The organism is Streptomyces prunicolor NBRC 13075 (assembly GCF_000367365.1).
Lineage (GTDB): Bacteria > Actinomycetota > Actinomycetes > Streptomycetales > Streptomycetaceae > Streptomyces > Streptomyces prunicolor.
The window spans coordinates 1-20,909 of sequence record NZ_BARF01000120.1; the positions used below are offsets into that span (position 1 = coordinate 1).

Annotated in this window: 19 protein-coding genes and 1 pseudogene; 10 read left to right on the forward strand and 10 right to left on the reverse strand. The window is 68.3% G+C overall.

What is annotated here, in order from left to right; translation table 11 throughout:
• Positions 1 to 153 precede the first annotated feature (153 nt).
• Positions 154 to 762, reverse strand: coding sequence for a TetR/AcrR family transcriptional regulator (locus SPR02S_RS47160; protein WP_026151526.1), 609 nt, complete (start codon positions 760 to 762; stop codon positions 154 to 156).
• 225 nt (positions 763 to 987) lie between these two features.
• Here SPR02S_RS47160 and SPR02S_RS47165 point away from each other — a divergent pair, with 225 nt between their 5' ends.
• Complete coding sequence (locus tag SPR02S_RS47165; RefSeq protein WP_019064041.1) at positions 988 to 2,619, forward strand: long-chain-fatty-acid--CoA ligase; 1,632 nt, start codon at positions 988 to 990, stop codon at positions 2,617 to 2,619.
• Between the two features lie 128 nt (positions 2,620 to 2,747).
• Here the strand turns inward: SPR02S_RS47165 and SPR02S_RS65390 are convergent, their stop codons facing one another.
• The 6 genes and pseudogenes from SPR02S_RS65390 to SPR02S_RS47195 form a co-directional block, all read right to left on the reverse strand.
• Complete coding sequence (locus SPR02S_RS65390) at positions 2,748 to 2,918, reverse strand: hypothetical protein (protein WP_019064042.1); 171 nt, start codon at positions 2,916 to 2,918, stop codon at positions 2,748 to 2,750.
• Positions 2,919 to 3,090: 172 nt separating this feature from the next.
• Positions 3,091 to 3,339 (reverse strand): annotated as a pseudogene (locus SPR02S_RS65395) (phytanoyl-CoA dioxygenase family protein); the annotation flags it as partial.
• Positions 3,340 to 3,475: 136 nt separating this feature from the next.
• Positions 3,476 to 3,631: a hypothetical protein gene (locus SPR02S_RS65400; RefSeq protein WP_019064044.1), complete on the reverse strand. Its 156-nt coding sequence runs from the start codon at positions 3,629 to 3,631 to the stop codon at positions 3,476 to 3,478.
• A gap of 119 nt (positions 3,632 to 3,750) precedes the next feature.
• Positions 3,751 to 4,338 (reverse strand): adenylate kinase, encoded by a 588-nt coding sequence (locus SPR02S_RS47185; protein WP_019064045.1) that lies wholly within the window; start codon positions 4,336 to 4,338, stop codon positions 3,751 to 3,753.
• A 113-nt stretch (positions 4,339 to 4,451) separates the two neighbouring features.
• Positions 4,452 to 5,948 (reverse strand): flavin-containing monooxygenase, encoded by a 1,497-nt coding sequence (locus tag SPR02S_RS47190; RefSeq protein ID WP_019064046.1) that lies wholly within the window; start codon positions 5,946 to 5,948, stop codon positions 4,452 to 4,454.
• A gap of 345 nt (positions 5,949 to 6,293) precedes the next feature.
• Complete coding sequence (locus SPR02S_RS47195; protein ID WP_019064047.1) at positions 6,294 to 7,535, reverse strand: serine hydrolase domain-containing protein; 1,242 nt, start codon at positions 7,533 to 7,535, stop codon at positions 6,294 to 6,296.
• Positions 7,536 to 7,887: 352 nt separating this feature from the next.
• On the opposite strand from SPR02S_RS47195, the gene SPR02S_RS47200 reads away from it, so the two are divergent.
• Positions 7,888 to 9,351 (forward strand): APC family permease, encoded by a 1,464-nt coding sequence (locus SPR02S_RS47200; protein WP_026151528.1) that lies wholly within the window; start codon positions 7,888 to 7,890, stop codon positions 9,349 to 9,351.
• Positions 9,352 to 9,399: 48 nt separating this feature from the next.
• Here the strand turns inward: SPR02S_RS47200 and SPR02S_RS47205 are convergent, their stop codons facing one another.
• Positions 9,400 to 10,074 (reverse strand): TetR/AcrR family transcriptional regulator, encoded by a 675-nt coding sequence (locus tag SPR02S_RS47205; protein WP_019064049.1) that lies wholly within the window; start codon positions 10,072 to 10,074, stop codon positions 9,400 to 9,402.
• A 125-nt stretch (positions 10,075 to 10,199) separates the two neighbouring features.
• Here SPR02S_RS47205 and SPR02S_RS47210 point away from each other — a divergent pair, with 125 nt between their 5' ends.
• From SPR02S_RS47210 to SPR02S_RS47230, 5 genes are all read left to right on the forward strand, one after another.
• Positions 10,200 to 10,940, forward strand: coding sequence for an SDR family NAD(P)-dependent oxidoreductase (locus tag SPR02S_RS47210; RefSeq protein WP_019064050.1), 741 nt, complete (start codon positions 10,200 to 10,202; stop codon positions 10,938 to 10,940).
• Positions 10,941 to 11,011: 71 nt separating this feature from the next.
• Positions 11,012 to 12,211, forward strand: a complete 1,200-nt coding sequence (locus SPR02S_RS47215) for an acyl-CoA dehydrogenase family protein (protein ID WP_019064051.1) — start codon at positions 11,012 to 11,014, stop codon at positions 12,209 to 12,211.
• Positions 12,208 to 13,257, forward strand: coding sequence for a phosphotransferase family protein (locus SPR02S_RS47220; protein ID WP_019064052.1), 1,050 nt, complete (start codon positions 12,208 to 12,210; stop codon positions 13,255 to 13,257). Before SPR02S_RS47215 ends, SPR02S_RS47220 begins: the two co-directional genes overlap by 4 nt.
• A gap of 152 nt (positions 13,258 to 13,409) precedes the next feature.
• Positions 13,410 to 13,739 carry a DUF4286 family protein gene (locus tag SPR02S_RS58000; RefSeq protein WP_019064053.1) on the forward strand — a complete coding sequence of 110 codons (330 nt, stop codon included), beginning with the start codon at positions 13,410 to 13,412 and terminating at the stop codon, positions 13,737 to 13,739.
• A 92-nt stretch (positions 13,740 to 13,831) separates the two neighbouring features.
• Positions 13,832 to 14,623: an enoyl-CoA hydratase/isomerase family protein gene (locus tag SPR02S_RS47230; RefSeq protein ID WP_019064054.1), complete on the forward strand. Its 792-nt coding sequence runs from the start codon at positions 13,832 to 13,834 to the stop codon at positions 14,621 to 14,623.
• A gap of 37 nt (positions 14,624 to 14,660) precedes the next feature.
• Here the strand turns inward: SPR02S_RS47230 and SPR02S_RS58005 are convergent, their stop codons facing one another.
• Positions 14,661 to 15,602 (reverse strand): acyl-CoA thioesterase, encoded by a 942-nt coding sequence (locus SPR02S_RS58005; protein WP_019064055.1) that lies wholly within the window; start codon positions 15,600 to 15,602, stop codon positions 14,661 to 14,663.
• A 423-nt stretch (positions 15,603 to 16,025) separates the two neighbouring features.
• Here SPR02S_RS58005 and SPR02S_RS47240 point away from each other — a divergent pair, with 423 nt between their 5' ends.
• Positions 16,026 to 17,492 carry an MFS transporter gene (locus SPR02S_RS47240; protein WP_019064056.1) on the forward strand — a complete coding sequence of 489 codons (1,467 nt, stop codon included), beginning with the start codon at positions 16,026 to 16,028 and terminating at the stop codon, positions 17,490 to 17,492.
• 206 nt (positions 17,493 to 17,698) lie between these two features.
• Complete coding sequence (locus SPR02S_RS47245; protein ID WP_019064057.1) at positions 17,699 to 18,781, forward strand: MBL fold metallo-hydrolase; 1,083 nt, start codon at positions 17,699 to 17,701, stop codon at positions 18,779 to 18,781.
• 35 nt (positions 18,782 to 18,816) lie between these two features.
• On the opposite strand, the gene SPR02S_RS58010 is transcribed toward SPR02S_RS47245, so the two are convergent.
• Entirely contained in the window at positions 18,817 to 19,215 is a 399-nt protein-coding gene (locus SPR02S_RS58010; RefSeq protein WP_019064058.1) for an ArsR/SmtB family transcription factor, read from the reverse strand.
• Positions 19,216 to 19,377: 162 nt separating this feature from the next.
• Here SPR02S_RS58010 and SPR02S_RS47255 point away from each other — a divergent pair, with 162 nt between their 5' ends.
• Complete coding sequence (locus SPR02S_RS47255; protein WP_019064059.1) at positions 19,378 to 20,838, forward strand: NAD-dependent succinate-semialdehyde dehydrogenase; 1,461 nt, start codon at positions 19,378 to 19,380, stop codon at positions 20,836 to 20,838.
• The last annotated feature ends 71 nt before the right edge of the window (positions 20,839 to 20,909 follow it).

Below are 20,909 nucleotides of genomic sequence, written 5' to 3' on the forward strand. Positions count from 1 at the left end.
CCGACGGGCGGTACAGGTCGACATCGCGGCCCACGGGCACAACCTTCGAGAGAACTGACAGGACGGTACTGAGTACCCTACATTAGGGGCACTGAGTGCCACAATCAAGAAGGTTTTCGGCGCCGAGTGTCACCAAGCAGGGAACTCAGTTCCCTATGCTCGCCTCCGGCCACGTCGCGACTCCACCAGCAGCTCGATCGCCTCCCCCGCCAGGGCGACGTCGGCGTCCAGCCGGGCGCGGTCACGGTATCCGTGCCATTGCAGACAGAGGCCATCAAGATGCGACGCCACAATCCGGGCCAGCGGCTCCACGAGCTCTGGGTCGTCGTCGTCCGCGAGATGCTTCCGGAGCACATCGGCGAAGCGGTCGATGAACAGGTCGTAGGCCCGGCTGGCCAGTCCCGGATGCACGTCCTCCTGCCGCAGCGCCCACATGTACAGATCGAACTGCGCACGGGCGTAATCGTCGTTCTCCATGTACCAGCTCATCGTGGTGTCCAGGAGGGACGCGGCGGTTTTCCCCAGCCCGGAGCCACCCTTGCTCGCACTGATCCGTTCGAGCAACTGATCCGAAGCATGTTCAAAAACGGCGAAGAACAGCTGCTCCTTGGTATGAAAAACGTAGTGCAGCGTAGCCAGCGGCGCCTGGGCCGCCTCCGCGATACGACGGGTTGTCGCCCCCCTCGTCCCACGCTCGCCAATGACACGCACCGTCGCCTCGATGAAGTCCTGTCGGCGCTGATCCATCGGAACGCGAGCCATTCGAGAACCTCCCTGATCCTTTGTCTGAGTCATATGAACAAGTCACTTCGCAGTCTAGACGTCCACCGGCGGCGGCGAGCAGGCCTCTGGTCCGGATCCAGACGGACCCCTCTCCGCCGGCAAAGAACCTGATCATTTGATCAAGTCACTTGACCTGGGCATGTGTGCTGAATACCGTGGCCGAGCCACCGCCAACTCTTGTCGCTGCTGCCAGGAGGACCTTTCATGAACGCCGTCTCCCACACCCCGTTGACTCCACTGTCCTTCCTCGAGAGAACCGCCCGCGTATGGCCCGACAAGCCGGGAGTGATCTACGGGAAAAGGAGCCTGAGCTACGGCGAGGTCGCTGCCCGGGCGACCCGCGTGGCCCACGCGCTTCGAGCGAGCGGTGTCCAGGCCGGCGACCGGGTCGCCTATCTCATGCCGAACCTGCCCGAGATGCTCGTCGCGCACTTCGCGGTACCGCTCGCCCAGGCCGTGCTCGTCGCCGTCAACACCAGGCTCTCCGCCGAGGAGATCGCCTACATTCTGGATCACTCCGGCGCGAAGGTTCTGGTCACCGATGCGGCCTTCCTCCCCACCGTCGCAGCCGCCGTCCAGGACGTCACGACGGTCACCGAAGTCATCGTGTTCGAGGACACCGAGGCGGGCGGGAGCGTGGATCCCGCGGCAGCCGCGGCGATCGGATCGCGGCTGGTGAGCTACGCCGACTTCACGGCCCGTGGTTCGGACGAGCAGCTGAACTGGTCGGTCGAGGAGGAGCTCACGCCGATCTCCATCAACTACACCTCGGGGACGACAGGTCGCCCGAAGGGCGTTGTGTACACCCACCGAGGCGCCTACCTGAACTCGTTCGGGGAGATCGTCCACTCCTCTCACCATCAGGACAGCGTCTATCTGTGGACCCTGCCGATGTTCCACTGCAACGGCTGGTGCACGCCGTGGGCGGTGACCGGCATCGGCGGGACGCACGTATGTCTGCGCGAGGTGCGCGGCGAAGCGATCTGGCAGCAGATCCGTGAGCACCGGGTCACCCACCTCAACGGGGCACCGACCGTGGTCACCACGATCCTGAACGCGGCGCAGGCCGGCCCCCTCGACCACCCGCTGGTGATCACCACCGCGGGTGCGCCGCCGAGCCCCACGACGATCCTGCAGATGGAACGCATGGGCTTCGGGATCGTGCACGTCTACGGCCTGACCGAGACCTACGGCCCGTACTCCGTCTCCCAGGCCCAACCGCACTGGTCCGCCCTCCCATCCGACGAAAGGGCAGTGGTCCAGGCCCGTCAGGGCGTCGGCATGATCCAGACCGAGGGCCTGCGCGTGGTGGACGAGGACATGGTCGACGTACCGGCCGACGGCAGTTCCATGGGCGAGATCGTGATGCGGGGCAACAACGTGACGGCGGGCTACTACCGCGACCCGGAGGGCACCGCCAAGGCCTTCGCCGGCGGATGGTTCCACAGCGGCGACCTCGGCGTCATGCACCCCGACGGTTATGTGGAGCTGCGTGACCGTGCCAAGGACGTGGTGATCTCCGGCGGCGAGAACATCTCCACCATCGAGGTGGAGCAGGCACTGATGAGCCATGAGGCGGTCCTCGAAGTCGCCGTGGTCGGGGTGCCGGACGAGAAATGGGGAGAGCGGCCGAAGGCCTTCGTCGTCCTCAAAGCGGGGAAGCAGGCCACCGAGGCGGAGCTGATCGAGCACGTCCGGACCAAGATCGCCCGATACAAGGCGCCCCGGAACATCGACCTCGTGGCCGAACTGCCGAAGACCTCGACCGGGAAGATCCAGAAGTTCGCCCTGCGCGAGCCGGAGTGGGCCGGCCGCACTCATCGCGTGCACGGCTGATCCGGGGCAGGAGCCCGAACGTCCCTGTTCCGCCCAGCAGTTCGGCCGCCAAGAACGTGGACGGGGGCTTGTCCGCTCGACCCTCATCGAGCGGACAAGCCCCCGGGCATTCCGCCATGGGCCATCGGTTACTCGTATGTCACCGCGGTCCGGGCAGAGGACGGGTCGTCCTCCAGCACGTGGTGCGGGTCGGTCATCACACCGTCGACCTCGATCCAGCCCATGAACGGCGGACTCGCCTCGTAGCCGAGGAGGCGCTGGACACGGTCCGGCAACTGCTTGACGACGTCGAGGGGCACGGAGAGGTACTGGTTCTCCTCCTGCCGGAGGTGGGCCAGGTCGAGGGTCAGGGTCAGCCCGGTCCGGGAGATGTCGGTGTTGTTGGTTCCGCCGGCGTGGTAGGTCGCCCCCCAGCCAGATCAGCGCGGATCCCGCCGTCATCCCGGTCGGGACCGTCTCCTCCTGGCGGGGACCGCGCTCGTCGTCCCACAGGTGACTGCCGGGGATCACCAGTGTCCCGCCGATGTCGGCGGTGAAGTCGGTGACGGCCAGCATGATCTGCACCCGGGCCTGGCGACCGCCCTCCGGGTGGCGCCACTGCCAGACCGCGTCGTCCCGGTGCAGCGGCTGGGAGCCCTCGCCGGGGTGGATGCCGATGAGCTGCGTCACGCCGATCTGGATGTTCGGAACCAGCTCCGCGCGCTCATCGCCGAACCACACCGGGGTCGGGAGCTGGAGGTAGCGCTCCGCGGCACCGTAGAACAGCGGGGGGGGTGATGAGGTCGGTCATGCGAGGACTTTGCTTGAACAGGGCGCCGAGTCGACGCGTCTTGGCTCCGGCGAACTCGTCCTGACCTCAGCCGACCCGCTCCAGCTCCGGCAGGAGGTCGGCCTTGATCGCGTCGAAGAGCTCGCTGTCGATGAAATCCTTCACGATCACGCCGCCGTCGCGCGCGATCACGTCGCAGACGTCATCCACGGACGCGGTCGGTTCGAGTGTGGTCAGACCCATGGTGTTGCCCTCACAAGTTCAACGATGGTGTTCGCCGTCGCCCGGCGGGTGGATCGAGGCGAGAGAGTCAGCCGGCCCGGTGCCGCGACCGGCGGATCACACGGCCGACAGGATGTGGTTCAAGGCCGCGCCGCGCTCTCGTCCTCACTCGCCGCAAGGCCCCGTTGCCGCAGTGCCGTCCGCACCCGTTCGCCGATCTGCTCGGCCGAGCCGACGGCCTGGATCGTCAGCAGCCTGTCCGCGTAGTGGGCGAGGAGCGGAGCGGTCTGACTGCGGTAGATCTGTTGCCGGTGCCGGATGACCTGCTCGGTGTCGTCCGCACGGCCACGGCCCAACAGCCTTCCCACTACGACGTCTTCGGGAGCGGTGAACTCCAGGACGGCGTCGATCCCGCCGTCCGCGCCGGGGAGCATCGACCCAAGTGCCTCCGCCTGTCGCACAGTTCGCGGGAAGCCGTCGAGGAGGAAACCCCGCCGCGTGTCCGGTTCCACCAGCCGTCGGCGGATCATCTCGCCCGTGATGTGGTCGGGGACCAGCTCACCCGTGTCGAGATACCGCTGGGCATCCTGCCCCAGAGCTGTCCGACGGCTGACGTGATCACGGAACAGATCACCGGTTGAGATGTGCGGGACGCCTAGATCGTCGCGGAGGATGGCTGCCTGGGTGCCCTTGCCTGCGCCAGGAGGGCCGATGAGCACAAGTCGCATCTGGGTAGGGATACCTTCCGATCGAGCCGCATCCATGACATGCCGGTACGGCGTCACTCCGTCACTCATGACCAGCCGAGCAGGTTCCGTCAACAGGCCCGGCCGGTAAGCGTCTAAGCGGTCCCGCTAGCCGTCGCTCCCTGCCCCGACCGATAGTCACGGGGCTTGAACCGCTTCGTCTGCCACCAGTAGGAGACAGTCGTACCCGGCCACAGCGTGTCGATGCGGCCGTCCGCCGACTGGTACCAACTGCGGCAACCGCCGGACACCCAGACGGTCTTCTTCATCAGCCGCTGAGTCCTCCAGTAGGCGCTCGCCTGTACCTCCGGGCGGAGTTCGAGAGCCCGTATCCCCTTCACGCGCGCGTGCTTGATGGCGCCGACTATGTAGCGGGTCTGCGCCTCGATCATGAACACCATCGAGTTGTGCCCGAGTGCGGTGTTCGGGCCCAGCATCATGAAGAAGTTCGGGAACGCCGAGGCCGAGATGCCCAGCTTCGTGGCGGCTCCGTCCCTCCAGGCGTCCGATATCTCGACACCGTCCCGCCCGAACACCTTCATCGGGGCGAGGAAGTCGGTAGCGGCGAACCCGGTGCCGAAGACGATGGTGTCGACCCGGCGCGGCGAGCCGTCCGCTGCGACGACCGCGTCCGCCGTGATCTCGCGCAGGCCCGTCGTGATCAGTTCGACGTTGCTCCGCTGAAGCGCGGGGAACCAGTCGTCGGACACCAGGCGGCGCTTGCACCCGGGGGCGTAGTCGGGGGTCAGTGCGGCCCTCATCGCCTCGTCGGGCACGGACTCCTTGAGAAAGTCCAGCGCTCGCTGCCGGTAGCGCTCGACGACCTTGGGGTGTCCGAGGAAACCCCGGGCCAGCGTCTCGAACTCCCAGTACGTCGCCCAGCGTCGCAGCCGCTGCGCGAGGGGCAGCCGACCGTAGAGACGGCGCCGGCGCGTGGGGATCTCCGCGTCGCCACGAGGCGTCACCCAGTGCGGTGACCGCTGGAACACATAGAGCTTCTCGGCCTGTTCGGCCAGGTGGGGAACGAACTGAACCGCACTCGCACCCGTTCCGATCACCGCGACATGGCGCCCGGCGAAGTCGTGGTCGTGATCCCACCGGGCGGAGTGGAACGCAGTTCCGTCGAAGCTCTCCAGGCCGGAGATCTCGGGCACCACCGGCTTGCTCAGCACCCCGGTCGCGTTCACGACGAACCTGCCCCGGATCGACTCACCCGCCCCTGTGACCACGGTCCAGGTATCGGTCGTGTCGTCGAAGCGCATCTCCTCCACCTCGACGCCGAACCTGAGGTGCGGGCCGAGTTCGTAGACGTCGACGACTTGCCGCAGGTAGGCGTGGAGTTCGTCCCAGGACGGGAAGTGCCGTGTCCAGTCCGGGTTCTGGCGGAAGGAGTAGGAGTACAGCACGCTCGGTACGTCGCAGGCCGCGCCCGGGTAGGTGTTGTCCCGCCAGGTGCCGCCGACATCGGAGTCCTTCTCCAGAATGACGAAGTCGTCGATCCCGGCTTCCTTGAGCTTGATGGCGGCACAGAGCCCGGAGAAACCCGAGCCCACGATGACGACCGTGGGATCGCCGCCTTGAAGATGAGTCATGACCGTCCTCTGTCGACTGAGGGCCAGGGATGGTGTCCTCCGAGCCGCGACCTCCAATGGGGTCGACGGCGAGGACTTCTGATCAAATGACCTGATCGTACGATCAGAATGCGTGCCGCACTTCCGCGTGTCAATGCCCGGAGAACACCGAAGGCGCCGACGGCCGACCCGGTCCCAGCGGCTCGAGCGAAGTCCGCTGCGGTTCGGCAGCGCCCTGAAGGCGTGCGCGGCCGTATCCATACGCGGCTCCGCCGATGGGCGCGACCAGCCACGACGGCACCGCGGACGATCGACGGCACAGCGCCCCCGCGATGGAGCTGCACATCGACACAGCCAGCGGAGCGCTCAGCCGTCCAGCGCATCGCGCAGCGCCGCTAGCAGTCCCGCGACGCGCGGATCCGGGCCTCCGGTCATCTCCGTCTTCAGCAGGTTCTGCACATATCCGAAGCCGACCCGGGCATCACGGTCGGCGAACCCGAGTGCCCCACCGACACCCTCGTGCCCGAAGGAACTCCCGGACAGCATCGGCACCCCCGCGCTGGGCAGCATGAACCCGCTGCCGAACCTCGCCTCCAGTCCGGTCACCCGGTCACGCCCCGCACTTCGCTCGGCGGTCGCGGCCGTGATCACGTCCTCGCCCAGCAGCCTCCGCCCGTCCACCGCGCCGACGCAGGAGGCATAAAGCCGCGCCACGGAGCGGGCGTTGGTGATGCCGTTCGCCGCGGGAAGGGAGGCTCTGCGGACGCTCGGGGTGTTCCACTCGTCGGCATCGGGCGTCCTCAGCGCACCGTTGGCGGTCATCGCTCGGACCAGCAGTGACGACAGGTCCGCCGGAACTCTCCGGTCGGCGCCGATCGCCCGCCTCAGCTCCGGATCGGGAATCCGCTCCGCGAGCGAGGAGTCGGGCGAGGCAGCGGGGCGACCGGACAGCGGGTCGTCGACCAGCGCGGCGACCCGGCGTTCCACACCGTCGGGCAGACCGATGAAGAAGTCGAGGCCCAGCGGGCCGGCGATCTCACTGGCGAACAGGTCCTGGATCGTCCGGCCGGTGGCACGTCGAACCACCTCGTCGAGAAGCCAGCCGTACGTCAGGGCGTGGTAGCCGAAGTCGGTGCCCGGCACCCATAGAGGCTTCTGTTCGGCGAGCGCTCGCGCCGCGACGCCGTACGCGAGGACCTCCGCGCGAGTGAACCGGCCGTCGAGAACCGGCAGTCCGGCCTGGTGCGCGAGGATCATCCGGACCGTGACACCGTCCTTCCCGCGGCTCGCGAAGGCCGGCCAGTAGCGGGCGACGGGAGCGTCGAGGTCGAGTTCCCCCCGGTCGGCCAGCAGGCAACAGAGGATCGCCGTGGCGCCCTTCGTCACCGAGTACGCCAGCCCGACCGTGTCCGCCCGCCATCGCCCCCCGGTGACGATGTCGGCGCGTCCGCCCCACAGGTCGGCCTTCAGCTCGCCGTCCACATAGACCGCGCAGGACGCCCCCACCTCCCCGAGCTGCGCGAAGTTCCGGTCGAACGCCTCCCGTAGCGGCTCGAAACCCGGTGCGACGAACCCCTCCGAGTACATGGTCTGCGGCTGAATCGACATGACGCTCCTCGCGGCGACTCGGGCGCCCACCGATCCGGGCCGCAGGCCTGAGCCGACGTGCTCGACACCCACGGCATCGGCGGAGACAGGATGCACAGACCTCTTGCGGAGCGGCGAACGCCATCGTAATCTAACGACCTGATCAGATGACCAACTAGTGGTCCACTGTGGGACTGCCTCACCAGGCTGTCAACCCACCCCCGGAAGCAGACCCGCACTCTCCATTCCGGTCCCCAGAATTCGTGAATTTTCCCGAAAACCTTGACAGGCCGCTTCAGTAACCCATTACTGGGCCGACAAGATTCGCCAATGCCCCAGCAGGGGGTCGGGGCCATCATCAGAGAGGGTGCACATGAGTTCTGTGTCAGCGGCGAATGAGCCGAAAACTCCCACGGCGTCATCACCGCAGGAATCGCAACTGCGAGGAAACCTCGGCACCGCCCATCTGCTCTTCACGGTGCTCGCCTTCAACGCTCCGCTCGCTGTCGTCGTCGGCTTTCTCCCGGTGGTCATCGGCTACGGAAACGGCCTCGGCGCACCCATGGCGTTCGTCGCCGCCGGGGCGATCATCGCCCTTTTCGCCGCCGGATTCACCACCATGGCCCGGCACTTGCCGAACCCCGGGGGCTTCTACGCCTACATCACGGCAGGTCTCGGACGGGTCGTGGGTCTGGGGTCCTCGTTCGTCGCGCTGCTCTGCTACTACTTCATGGTCATCGGCAGCTACGCGTACGGCGGCCTCGTACTGGAATCACTCGTGCACGACACCTATCACGGACCCGATATCAAGTGGTGGGTGTGGGTTCTCCTGTTGACGGCAATCGTCGGAATGCTGGGATACCTCAAGCTCGATCTCTCGGCGAAGATTCTTTCCGCACTTCTGGTCTGTGAGATCGTCGTTGTCCTTGTGTACGACGCCTGTGTCGTGTTCCAGGGAGGCGCTTCCGGTCTCGGCGCCTCGTCGTTCACCCCGCACGCCATATTCTCCGGCTCGGTCGGCATCGCCCTCCTTTACGGCATCACATGCTTCGGCGGATTCGAGGCGACCACCATCTTCCGCGACGAAGTGCGAAATCCCGACCGCACCGTTCCCCGAGCGACGTATCTCGTCATCGGCCTCGTCACCGTCCTGTACGCGGGAGGCGCGTGGGTGATGATCCAGGCCGTGGGCGCCGACAAGGTCGTGGCCGCCACGGCCACCGACCCCACCGGATCGTTCATCTCAAGCCTTCAGACATACAGCGGCCGCGTCACCGTGGACCTCGTGACCGTGCTCCTCAACACGAGCATCTTCGCCGCACTGTTGTCGGCCCACAACATCACGTCGCGCTACATGTACAACCTCAGCGCCGACCGCATCCTGCACCGCTCCCTCAGCCGGGTGCACAGCCGGCACGGTTCCCCGCACCGCGCGTCCCTCACCATGACGGCCCTGTCGCTGCTCGGGCTGGCCCCCTTCGTCGCCCTCGGTACCGACCCCTCGAAGCTGTACGCCGTACTGGTCGGGATCTTCGGCTACGCGCTCATCGTCCTGCTCCTGGTCACCGGCGTCGCCGTTCCCGTCTACCTCAGGCGGAACCGGGTGGCCGGGGCGAATCCCTGGAACTCGGTCATCGCTCCCGCTCTCGCGCTCGCCGGCCTCGCCGTCTCCGTGGTCCTGGCGACCCAGAACTTCAACCTGCTGATCAGCGGCTCGCAGACACTCGCCAACACGATGTTCGCGGTCATATATGGAATCTTCGTCGCGGGCATCGTCCTGGCGCTCGTCTACCGGAAGACGAAGCCCGAGGTGTACGCCCGCATCGGCCGGCAGTAGGCATGGACAAGGACGGTGTGTGTGCCGACGACAGCGGCACACACACCGTCACGCGTCGGCGGTCGTCGCACCGTCCGACGACGACCAGCCGGTGAGCATGCGGATCGCGTAGTCGGCGTACGCGTACGCGATCCGCTCGGCGCCATGAGGCCCGTCCGGACGGAACCAGGCCGAGACCCCCATACCCATGTCGAGAATCGCGTACGAGGCGAGCCGGGGTTCCGCGACGGTGAAGTCGCCTTCGGCACACCCCCGTTCGATGACGGTGCGCAGTCCCCGCTCATAGGTCCGGCGCAGCCTCAGCACCTGGTCGCGGTAGGGCTGTTCCAGGTTCTCGATCTCACGGTTGCCCACGAACGCCTGCTCGCGATGTGCCGCGTGATAGCGGACATGCGCCTCGACGATCCGTCGCAGCTGCAGGGGCACGTCGCCACCGGCGTCGAGCGCCGCCTGTTGATCGGCGATCAGTGCCCGCATCGTGTCGACCATGATCCCCCCGAGCAGTACCTGCTTCGAGGTCACGTGGCGGTACAGGCTCGGCCCGCGGATACCGATCGCCGCGCCGATGTCGGACATCGTCGTGGCACGGTAGCCCCGCTCGGCGAACAGTTTCAGCGCCGCCGCGGAGATCGTCCGCGCGTCGACGGTCTGTTGCCTCTCCGGCTGGCCGGCATCCCGTCCCGCCCAGCGCGACCCGTCTTCGTCATGCAGCGCCTCAGTCATGAGTCGAGGGTATCCGCTACTGATCGTTAGCTCCCGTGGTGTGGCTTATCACTCAGGCCCCTTGACAGCTTCCTGATCAAACGATCAGGATCCGAGCTGACGACCATTAGCTTAGAAGGAGGGCCATGGCAGTCCGGCGTACCGCGCTCGTCACCGGCGCATCCCGCGGAATCGGCAGAGCCATCGCGGAGCGGCTCGCGGAAGAGGGATTCGATCTCACCCTGTCCGCGCGCGCCGACGGGCCGCTCAAGGACACCGCCGACCAACTGCGCGTCCATGGGGGCCGGGTGGAGACCGCGTCCGCGGACATGGCGGACCCGGAGCAGGTCGAGGCTCTGGCCGACACGCATCTCCAACTGCACGGCGGCATCGACGTCTTGGTGCTGGCCGCGGGTATGGGAACGGGCGGGGAACTGGCCGCCTACCCCCTCCACAAGCTCGACACCATGATGGCCGTGAACCTCAGGAGTACCTTCCAGCTCACCCAGCGGCTCCTGCCCGCGCTTCGTACGGCCGGTGCCGCGCCGTCCGGGCCGGGGGCGAAGATCATTGCCATCGCGTCCATCACGGGAGTCGTGAGCGAGCCGGGCCTTGCGGCGTACGGCGCCACCAAGGCGGCCCTGATCTCCCTCTGCGAATCGATCACGACCGCCGAGGGTGCCCGGGGCGTGAACGCGACGGCCCTGTCACCTGGATACGTCGACACCGACATGGCGGCCTGGGTGCACGACCGCGTCGACCCCGCCACGATGATCCAGGTCTCGGACATCGCGGAACTCACCGTGGCGCTGTGCCGCCTGTCGCGGTATGCCGCGGTGCCCAACATCGTGGTCACCCGGCCTGGAGAAACACTGTGGCGTGCATGACCGCCGCCGGGGGAACCGGGGCCGGACACGGCCCGGGCAACGACATGACGAGCCGGACGGAGTCACCGTAGATGTCCTTCGATTTCTCTCTTGCGCCCAGAGTGGTGGAGTGGCGCGACAGGATCGCCGAGTTCGTGACGGACGTGGTCGTCCCGCGCGAGCAGGAGGCGTTCGCGAACGGCCTTGACGACGGTCTGCGCCGCGAGTTGCAGCAGGCGGCGAAGACCGCCGGGATCTGGGCGCCGCAGGCACCGGCGGACCTCGGCGGTGGCGGCTTCCGCTTCGACGAGGCGGCGGTCCTCCTGGAGGAGGCCGGCACCAGTCTGCTCGGCCCGCTGGCCCTCAACTGCGCGGCCCCGGACGAGGGCAACATCCACCTGCTCGATGTGGTGGCCACACCCGCTCAGCGGGAGAAGTACCTCGTCCCCCTCGTCAACGGTGACATCCGCTCCTGCTTCGCGATGACCGAGCCGCCGCCCGGAGCGGGCTCCGACCCGTCCGCCGTACGCACCTTGGCGACGAAGGTCCCCGGCGGCTGGAGTATCTCGGGTGAGAAACACCTGATCACGGGAGCCGAGGGGGCCGCGTTCACGATCGTCATGGCGCGCGACGGCGAGAGCGGCGGAGCCACCATGCTGCTGGTCGACACCGACACTCCCGGTTTCGCAGTGAAGGAACACGCCCGCACCATCGACTCGACCATGGTCGGCGGCCACTGCCGGGTGCTGTTCGAGGACGTGTTCGTGCCGGACGACGCCGTGCTCGGCGAAGCCGGGCTGGGCTTCCGGTACGTACAGGTCAGGCTGGCGCCCGCCCGTCTCACCCACTGCATGCGGTGGCTCGGCGCCGCCCGGCGCGCCCACGAGATCGCTCTTTCGCGTGCGGTCGACCGGGAGTTGTTCGGGCAGCGGCTTGCCGATCTCGGGATGGCACAGCAGATGATCGCCGACAACGAGATCGACCTGGTCGCTGCCCGGGCGCTGCTGTGGCAGGCCTGTTGGGAGGTAGCCGAGGGCGGTAAGGGCACCGAGTCGTCGTCGCGCGCCAAGGTCTTCATCAGCGAGGCCGTCGGAAGGGTCGTCGACCGCTCGGTGCAACTGGCCGGAGGACTGGGCACCAGCGAGGACCTGGTCATCGGGCGTATCTACGCCGACATCCGCGCCTTCCGTATCTACGACGGAGCCTCGGAGGCACACCGAATGTCGATCGCCAAGCGGGCCGCACGCCGTGCCGGCACAACCGCCGTACAGGAAAGCGGAGTTCAGTCATGAGCACCGATCTGCCCGGTCTGCCGGCCGTGGACATCGAGAAGTGGCTGCGGGAAACGCTGCCCGATCTGCTGGACGAGGGTCCTTGGCAGGCCGAGCTGATTTCCGGCGGGCTGTCGAACATCACCTACCGGCTGCGGCTCCCGCACGGAACCGTCATCCTCCGACGACCGCCCCTCGGTGAAGTGCTCCCGAGTGCGCACGACATGAAGCGTGAGTACCGCGTCCAGACCGCGCTCGCGGGAACCGACGTGCCCGTGCCCCGGACACTCGCGCTCTGCACGGACCCCGATGTCCTCGGCTGCCCCTTCTACGTCATGGCCGAGGTACCCGGCTTGGTCATACGCACGGCAGAGGACTCCGTCGGGCTCAGCCCCGAGGCACGCTCGGCGCTGACCGACGGTCTGGTGAACACCCTCGCAGACCTGCACAGCATCGCCCCAGAGAGCGTCGGTCTGGCGGACTTCGGACGGCCACACGGCTACTGCGCACGCCAGGTGTCCCGGTGGGGCGAGCAGTGGCGCCGCTCGCACACGCGCAGGCTCCCGGACATGGACGTACTCCTGAACCGACTCGCCGACCATGTACCGGAGAACTCCGACGCCTCGATCGTGCACGGCGACTACCGCCTCGACAACACCATCGTCGACCTCGATGGGCCGCCCCGGATCGCCGGTGTCCTCGACTGGGAACTCTCCACGCTGGGCGACCCGTTGGCCGATCTGGCCATGACGCTGACGTACTGGCACGACCAGGACGACAAGGACCGCGAGCTGATTCCCGTCGCGGTGGGTGTCACCACGCAGCAGGGCTTCCCCGCCAGCTATGAAGTGGCCGAGAAGTACGCCTGGTTGACCGGCCGGGACCTGAGCCTCCTGCCGTTCTACATGGCCTTCTCCGCCATGAAGCTCGCCGTGATCCTCGAAGGCGTCCACGCCCGGTACCTCGGCGGCCAGACAGTGAGCGACGGCTACGAAGGTGCCGGTGCGGCGGTCCCGGTCTTGGTTTCGAAGGCTCTCCGCGAACTCCGCGTGCTGGGACGGGCGTAGGCGGCGCTACGGCTGCGGGGCAGGAGCTTCAGGACGCGTCTGCCCGCGACACGACACTTCTGAGCACTGTCCCATCAGGGGTTCATTGACGCGACAGCAAGCCCCCACCTAGATTTGCGTCGATACATTGATGTCCATCAAAGGATGCGACGATGACACGCAAAGCCATCCTCCTCGTCCACACCAACGCCGCCGGCCCCGAACACGAGGCCGCGTTCGATATCTGGTATGAGCAGGTGCACATCCCGCAGTTGCTGGAACGCGTACCCGGCATTGTGAGCGCCACCCGCTTCACGGCGTCCCCGGCCGGTCCGCCCGCCGAGTACCGTCACCTGGCCCTGTACGAGATCGAGGCCGAGGACCCGGGCGCGGTGCTGGGCGCCATCGGGGAGGCGGCGGCGGCCGGTAAGCTCGACATGTCGCCGGCGATGGACAGCCGACCTCCGGTGATGACCTTGTACGAGCCGGCGCGGAGCGCCTGAGCGGGGGCGGCACCGATCCGGGCCGGTCGGCCCGCCGCCCCGGGTCGGCAAAGCGTCCACCTGCGGGGCAACCGCGAGAAAGAAGAGTCGAGATGAGCTCGGACGACGCCGTGCTTCTGGAAGAGCCGGCGCCGGGTGTACGGCTGATCACGCTCAACCGCCCGGACGTGCGCAACGCCATGACCGCCGAGGTGACCGCCGCCTGGTCGGACGCGCTGGCCGTGGTCACCGAGGACGATGACGTGCGGGTGCTCGTGGTCACCGGGGCCGGGAGTTCGTTCTGCTCGGGCGCCGACCTCTCCTGGCTCGACCAGGGATCGGCGCGGGACAACACGCCGGACCGGATGAGGCAGCGGATGCTGCCGTTCTACCGGACCTGGCTCGCGCCCAGGGAGCTGCCCTTCCCCGTGATCGCCGCGGTCAACGGACCCGTCGTCGGGGCGGGGCTGTGCCTGGCCCTGGCGTGCGACCTGCGGTACGCGAGTACCTCCGCCAGGTTCAGCACTCCGTTCGTCTACCTGGGAACCCATGGCGGTATGGCCGCGACCTGGCTGCTCCAGGAGGCGGTCGGCGTGCCACGCGCACGGGACCTCCTCTACACGGGGCGCGAATTGCGGGCCGACGAGGCCGCCGCATGGGGGCTGGTGACCGAAGTGGCGGGCGACGCCCTGGACCGCTCTCTTGAGGTGGCCCGGCGTATCGCGAGCGCCGCGCCGATCGCGACCCGGCTGACGAAGGCCGGGCTTGAGCAGTCGGCCAACGGGCTTGCCGCGTCGCTTCAGTGGGAGGCGCTGGCCCAGCCGGTGACGATGGCGACCTCGGACATCCACGAGGGGATCCGGGCCAAGAGGGAGCACCGCAGTCCGCTGTTCATGGGCGACTGAGGTGCCCGCTCCGGCCGCCCGGGACGCGGGCCGGGGCCTACCGCGCCGACTGTGGACCGACGCGGATCAGCCCTTCCTGCGCGACCGTCGCGACAAGGGTGCCACGGCGGTCGAACACCGTACTGCGGCACAGTGCCCGGCCGCCGCCGGCCCATGACCCCTCCTGCGCGCAGAAGAACCAGTCGTCGCCGCGGAAGGCGCGGTCGTGGAACCACACGGCGTGGTCCAGGCTCACCGCCAGCATCCCCGGCGTACCCATCCGCAGACCGTGCGGAGGCAGGGCCGCGGCGAGGAGGAACAGGTCCGACACCAGGGCGAGGGTGCAGGCGTGCAGGAGGGGGTCGGCACCCAGGGGTTCGCGTGCCCGGAACCACACGCCGTGGCGTGGCGGAGCGGTGGTACCGGCGGCCACTCCCGGCGGGGCGCCGACGAAACGCATGTCGAACGGGAACCGGGCTCGGACACCTCGGTACCACTCCCGCCCCCGCGCGTCCGGGAGTGACTCCTCCGGAGTGGGCAGCGACTCCGGGTCGGGTACGTCGAGCACCGCCGTCTGGTGGGTGAGCCCTGGCTCCGGCCGGTGGAACGAGGCGGTGAGCTGGAGCAGTTCCGTCCCCTGCTGGACGGCGGCAACCCGGCGGGTGGCGAACGTGGTGCCGTTCCGCACGATCTCCACCCGGTATTCGACCGCGCCCGAGGTCTCTCCGGAGCGCAGGAAGTGGGCATGCAGACTGTTCGCCCTGAACCCCTCCGGGACCGTTCGTCCCGCCGCGCAGAGTGCCTGTGCCACGGCCTGGCCGCCGAACAGCCGCGCTGTGCCGATGTTCGCGCCGACGGTGCGGAAGCCGGACGGCGACCATCGGTGCAGGTCGAACAGGCCGTCCAGGTCGGGCGGGTGACCCTCGGCCTGTTCCGCCCGGCGATCTGACGGGGCGTGGTCCATCCCCGCCGACTGTGCGGCGGATCCGGTCTCCTTCACAGGAACTCCTCTCCGGTCGTCCGTACGCCACGGCCGCACCGACTGGCCCTCCGGCAGACCGCGAGCCGGGACCCGCTGATTCGTCGGAGTTATCGGACGCCTTGCGGTAATGCGCACGACACTAGCGTGCGCGGCTTCCGTGGGCTAATACTGTGCCCACCGACGCAAATGCATCGAAGTATCGAAATGATGTAGGGATGCCCGATCCCTCTCTGTGCCGCATCCCTGCACGGAGCCGGTGATCTCACCGAACACGCGGCGCCGGACGAGCTCGTCCTCGCCCTCCGGGCGCGCGTCCTCCCCTGCCGGGCCGTCGCACCGCAGCACACCCCGCTCCGAACACCCCGCGGCCGATCCTCCTTGCCCGTCCGGGGCTCGGCCTGCCGGTTCCCGTCCGCACCGCATGTACTCAAAGGAGAGGCCATGACCGATGTCGGCAGACTGACCCACCCCGACGTGGAAGATTCCCCTCAGCCGAAGCAGCGATCCACAGCGCACTATGTGCTGGTCACGGTCGCGGTGATGCTGATGATGGAGGCGACGGTCTTCTCCGCCGTCATGTTCACCAACATCCTGCACAACATGATCCCGCCGTTCACCCCCGGCCAACTGCCGTGGATCGTGACCATCACCTTCCTGGTCGGCAGCGCTCTCCAACCGCTCGCCGGAAAGCTCTCCGACGTGTTCGGCTACAAGAGACTGTTCCTGGCGGCGGCGGTGCTCTTCCTCGCCGGCTCGCTCCTCGGGGCGCTGACGTCCTCGTTCCCGATGATGATGGTGGCACGGGTCCTCCAGGCTTCCGTCATCGCGATGCCCGGCGTCAACTACGCGTTCTTCCGCGAGTACCTGCCCAAGCGGATGGTCCCCATCGTGATCGGCCTGAGCGCGACGGGAATCGGCGTGGCCGTCGCCATAGGGCCGATCATCAGCGGTGCCCTGGTGGGCTCGTTCAGCTACCACTCCGTCTTCTGGTTCTGCTTCCTCTACATGCTCGCCCTCGCACCCGTCCTGTACTTCGGCGTGCCCGACATAGGGCGCCGGAGCAAGCGCAGGATCGATGTCGGCGGCGCGTTCCTGCTCACCCTCGGCATCGGCATGCTGCTGTTCGGCTTCACCCAGAGTTCGAGCAAGGGGTGGACGTCGGCCGGCACGCTGGTGCCCTTCGCGATCGCGGTGCTGTCGTTCGTCGGGTTCGTCATCCTGGAGAACGGCCTGCCCGAACCGCTGATCGACATGAAGCTGCTGTCCAGTCCGGCGCTGCGGACCTCGCTGCTGATCGCGCTGTTCGCGTCGGTCCCCGCGTCGTCCTCCGGGTTCCTGATCCCGCAGATGCTGGAGAGCCACGCCGGCGGCGGAGTGTCGTACGGAATGGGCATGTCGTCCTTCCACGCCGGACTGTTCGGGCTGTTCACAGGTGTCGTGACGATGATCTGCGGACCGCTCGGCGGCTACCTGTGCCGCCGCCACTCGCCACGGCTGGTCGTCCTGATGTGTTCCGTGATCGGGGCCGTCGCCTCGGTGGTCGTCGCGTTGGCGCACGACCACCTGTGGCAGTACGCGATCAGCATGATGCTGTTCGGGGTCGCGTCGGGCTTCTACTACGCGGGAACGGTGAACCTGGTCATCGAAGCCGTTCCGCCGCGCCTGACCGGTGTGAGCGGCGGGCTCCAGGCGACGACTTCCGCGCTCACCTCCGGCGCCGCGCCGGTGCTGGCCACCGTGGTGCTCGCGCTCTACGTGGTGGGGGGTGCCGGCTCCGCCTACGCCGGGAAGGGCTACACCTACGTCTTCCTGGGTGCGGCGGTGTTCGGCGTGATCGCCGTCGTGCTGAGCCTGTTCATGCGGCATGGCCGCGCGCAGGCGACGGGCGGCGCGGCGGTGACCGACTGACGCATCCCCGCCCGGCTCCTTCGCTGCCGTCCCGGTCCGACAGCCGGGACGGCGGCGAAGGCTGTGACCCAACAGACAGGCCAGGCACGCTCGGACAACATGGACGGAAAGCCTTACGGTAAGTATGTTGATAGGAAACAGTGCGGCGTGCTTCCAGCCGAGTTCCGTGGAGCTGAAGTCCGGCGTACCGAGCGAAGGGACCACGCGTGCCGCACGAGCCGGACAGCGTCACTGTCACCGGGAAAGCCCAGCGCCAGGCTTGGCTGGACCGCGTTCTGCCCCCCGTGGAGCAGGTCAGGCCGGGCCTGTGGTCGATCCCGACGGTGTTTCCGAACAACCCGCTGCGCTACGTGCTGAGTTACGCGGTCGGCCACGCCGGCGGAGTCGCGCTCGTCGACACCGGATGGCCGTGCGAGGACGCCTGGGACGGACTGGTGGCCGGCCTCCGCGAGGCCGGCTGGGACATCAGCGACGTCCGGGCCGTACTGGTCACCCACGGGCACGCCGACCATTTCGGCCTGGCCCGCCGGGTCCGCGAGGCCAGCGGAGCGTGGATCGCGATGCACGAGGCGGACGCGCGTCCGCAGCGGAAGTTCGCCGAGACCGGCCCCGACGCCTACGACCAGGCCCACACCACCTGGCTCGCCCGCCGCGGCGTGCCCCGCGACGAACCGGCGAGCGCCGAACAACCGCGTCCGGAGATGTTCGAGCGGTTCGACGTGGTGCCCGACCGGCTGATCCAGGACGGCGACCGGCCGCTGGGTGCGGGATCCTCGCTCTCGGCGATCTGGACCCCCGGCCACACACCGGGGCACGTCTGCTTCTTCGACGCGGAGCGGAACGTGATGCTCACCGGGGACCACGTCCTGCCGAGGATCACCCCGAACATCAGCCCGCTGCCGGGCGTCGAGGACGACGTGCTGGGCGACTACCTGTCCTCGCTGCTCCTGCTGACCGACTACGACGACGCCGAGGTCCTGCCGGCGCACGAGTACCGGTTCGCCGGTCTGAAACAGCGCGTGCACGACCTGAGGCGCCACCACGGCGACCGCCTGGCCGAGGTGATCGAAGTGGTCCGCGCGGAGCCCGGCGCGGACACGGCAGCCGTCACGGCGGGACTACGGTGGAGCCGGCCCTGGCCGCAGATGCTGGGCACGGCCCGCCGCTTCGCGGTAGGCGAGGCCTACGCGCACCTCGTCCACCTGGCTCACACGGGAGCCATCGTGAACAAGGGGGTCGATGTCGACGCCTGGCACCTGATCCGCGACACGCCGCCGGAACTCGACTGAGCCGCCCCGGGGCCGCGGCGCCGCTCGTAGCCGCGCTACCAGGTCGGGAGCGCTCCGTCGGACTCGTGGCCGGCGGACTCGGCCGCACCGGGAACCTGTCCGGCGCCGTCGCCGGGTCCGGAAGTCAGCGCCCGCATGTCGTCGATGAGGGCGTGCAGCACGTCGTCCCGCAGGGTGTAGTAGAAGTTCCGGCCCTCCTTGCGGACGGCGAGCAGACCCGCCTGCACCAGGATCTTCGTGTGGTAGGAGATCGTGGGCTTGGACACCTCCAGGGTGTCCTCCAGGGTGCTCGCGGCGAGTTCGTCGACCTCGGCCGCCTGCGAGACGATGCTCCAACGCACCGGATCTCCCAGGGCCTTGAAGACGTCCGCGGGGCGGAGTTCCGGCGACGCAGCGGCCTGCCGCAACCGGCTGGTTCCGGCGATCCTGGCCATGGGTGCCGACCTTCCCTTCCGTCGTTTCCGCGGCTCATCCTAGCGCCGGTGGCCGCCGCTCCCACTCGTGCCGGACCGCACGGCCCGGCAGACATAGAAGTATCGAATCATTCTGTCCGGCTGATCCGGCCGGACACGTCATTCCTCGCGGAGGTCCTCCAGATGCCCGACGACGCCGTGCCCTCAGCCGGCACTCTCTATCTCGACGGCACATGGAGTGCCGCCGACTCGGGCGAGGAGTTCGCGGTGACGAACCCCGCCGACGGCACCACGCTCGGGCACGCCGCCGACGCCGGTGCCGCCGAGACCCGCCGGGCGATCGAGGCGGCGAGCCGTGCGTTCCCGTCCTGGTCGACGGCGACCGCCTACGAGCGGGCAGCCGTCCTGGAGCGCGCGCACCGCGCGATGACCGACGACTCCGAGCGGCTGGCCCGGCTGATGACCCGGGAACAGGGCAAGCCGATCCGGGCGGCCCGCAACGAGGTGCGCTACGCCGCGGATTTCCTGAGCTGGTACGCGGAGGAGGCGAAGCGGGTCTACGGCACCACGATCCCCTCGTCCCGCGCCGGTCACCGGTTCCTGACGATGCGCCAGCCGGTCGGCGTGGTCGCCGCGATCACACCGTGGAACTACCCGATGTCGATGATCACCCGCAAGGTCGCGCCGGCGTTGGCCGCAGGCTGCACGGTCGTACTCAAGCCCGCCGAGCAGACCCCGCTGTGCGCCGCCGCGGTCGTCGGCCTGCTGCACGAGGCCGGCGTTCCGGCGGGTGTGGTCAATCTGGTCACCACGAGCGACCCGGGTCCCGTGGCCGACACCCTGCTGGCAGCCCCGGAAGTGCGCAAGCTGACGTTCACCGGGTCCACCGACGTCGGCAAGATGCTCAACGCCAAGGCAGCTCGAACGGTGAAGCGGGTCTCGCTGGAACTGGGCGGCCACGCGCCGTTCATCGTGTTCGGCGACGCGGATCCCGCACGGGCCGCGAAGGGGCTGAGCCTGGTCAAGTTCCTCAACACCGGGCAGGCATGCATCTGCCCGAACCGCGTCTTCGTCCACCGTCCACTGCTCGACGCCTTCCTCGACGTACTGGTGGAGCGGGTGCGGACGATGCGAGCGGGCAGCGGGCTGGCCGACGGCGTCACCGTCGGACCGCTGATCGACGCCGCCGCGATGGCGAAGATGCAGCGCCAGGTCTCCGACGCACTGGACAAGGGCGCCAAGGTTCTCGCCGGCGGCGAGCGCCTGCTCGACGAGGGCTTGGCCGGCGGGCAGTTCTTCGCCCCCACCGTGCTCACCGGGGTCTCGCCCGACATGGATGTCTACTACGAGGAAACGTTCGGCCCGATCGCCCCGGTGATCCCGTTCGACGACGAGGACGAGGTGGTCGCGATGGCGAACGACACCGCGTACGGCCTCGCCGCCTACGTGTACACCAACGACCTGTCGCGCGCCCTGCGGGTCTCGGAGGCGCTGCGGTTCGGGATCGTGGGCATCAACGACATCAACCCGACAGGTGCCGCGGCGCCGTTCGGCGGGATCAAGGAGAGCGGCCTGGGCCGCGAGGGCGGTCCGCAGGGACTCGACGAGTACCTCGACACCAAGCTGGTCGGCATCTCGTTCTGACCGGCTTCCCGCGCCGGTCGGCCGGGACAGCGGGACACACGTCGGCGCCGCCCCTGAGGGGCGGCGCCGTG

Bases quoted from the DNA above. Each gene is read 5' to 3' on its own strand.
- SPR02S_RS47160 (WP_026151526.1), bottom strand. From the start codon at position 762: ATGGCTCGCGTTCCGATGGATCAGCGCCGACAGGACTTCATCGAGGCG.
- SPR02S_RS47185 (WP_019064045.1), bottom strand. From the start codon at position 4,338: ATGCGACTTGTGCTCATCGGCCCTCCTGGCGCAGGCAAGGGCACCCAG.
- SPR02S_RS47205 (WP_019064049.1), bottom strand. From the start codon at position 10,074: ATGACTGAGGCGCTGCATGACGAAGACGGGTCGCGCTGGGCGGGACGG.
- SPR02S_RS58010 (WP_019064058.1), bottom strand. From the start codon at position 19,215: ATGGCCAGGATCGCCGGAACCAGCCGGTTGCGGCAGGCCGCTGCGTCG.
- SPR02S_RS65400 (WP_019064044.1), bottom strand. From the start codon at position 3,631: ATGGGTCTGACCACACTCGAACCGACCGCGTCCGTGGATGACGTCTGC.
- SPR02S_RS47240 (WP_019064056.1), top strand. From the start codon at position 16,026: ATGACCGATGTCGGCAGACTGACCCACCCCGACGTGGAAGATTCCCCT.
- SPR02S_RS47165 (WP_019064041.1), top strand. From the start codon at position 988: ATGAACGCCGTCTCCCACACCCCGTTGACTCCACTGTCCTTCCTCGAG.
- SPR02S_RS47230 (WP_019064054.1), top strand. From the start codon at position 13,832: ATGAGCTCGGACGACGCCGTGCTTCTGGAAGAGCCGGCGCCGGGTGTA.
- SPR02S_RS47255 (WP_019064059.1), top strand. From the start codon at position 19,378: ATGCCCGACGACGCCGTGCCCTCAGCCGGCACTCTCTATCTCGACGGC.
- SPR02S_RS47220 (WP_019064052.1), top strand. From the start codon at position 12,208: ATGAGCACCGATCTGCCCGGTCTGCCGGCCGTGGACATCGAGAAGTGG.
- SPR02S_RS47190 (WP_019064046.1), bottom strand. From the start codon at position 5,948: ATGACTCATCTTCAAGGCGGCGATCCCACGGTCGTCATCGTGGGCTCG.
- SPR02S_RS47195 (WP_019064047.1), bottom strand. From the start codon at position 7,535: ATGTCGATTCAGCCGCAGACCATGTACTCGGAGGGGTTCGTCGCACCG.
- SPR02S_RS47200 (WP_026151528.1), top strand. From the start codon at position 7,888: ATGAGTTCTGTGTCAGCGGCGAATGAGCCGAAAACTCCCACGGCGTCA.
- SPR02S_RS47215 (WP_019064051.1), top strand. From the start codon at position 11,012: ATGTCCTTCGATTTCTCTCTTGCGCCCAGAGTGGTGGAGTGGCGCGAC.
- SPR02S_RS58000 (WP_019064053.1), top strand. From the start codon at position 13,410: ATGACACGCAAAGCCATCCTCCTCGTCCACACCAACGCCGCCGGCCCC.
- SPR02S_RS47210 (WP_019064050.1), top strand. From the start codon at position 10,200: ATGGCAGTCCGGCGTACCGCGCTCGTCACCGGCGCATCCCGCGGAATC.